Here is a 314-nt window from a genome sequence, read left to right as displayed (position 1 = left end):
TTGCACCATCCATTTATAACTTGATTAAGTTTATAAATAAGGGGTTCCTGTTTGCTTGTTTTATTCTTATGGATGATTTTACTTATCTTTTTCAAGACTTTCTTTATTGATTTAATCGAGGGTTTAATTATTAACGTATTATTGTACTTTTTGTAATTCCATCCTAAGAAATCAAAACCTTCATTTATATGAGTTATACATGTCTTTTCACTAGATAATTCTAATCCTCTATCCTCAAGAAATTTACTTAGCATAACCTTTATTGATTCCAAAACCACTTTATTATTAGCTGTAACTACAAAATCATCTGCATA

The 314-nt window shown here is 27.1% G+C and carries 1 protein-coding gene; it reads right to left on the bottom strand.

Going from position 1 to position 314, the window contains the following annotated elements:
* Nucleotides 1-314, bottom strand: a 314-nt coding sequence (locus tag KM800_RS15240; protein WP_254906593.1) for a reverse transcriptase domain-containing protein, incomplete at both ends; no start/stop codon positions are given.

Source organism: Clostridium tyrobutyricum, from assembly GCF_019144085.1.
In the GTDB taxonomy this organism is placed as follows: domain Bacteria; phylum Bacillota; class Clostridia; order Clostridiales; family Clostridiaceae; genus Clostridium_B; species Clostridium_B tyrobutyricum_A.
This window is presented reverse-complemented; position numbering and strand designations above follow the sequence as displayed.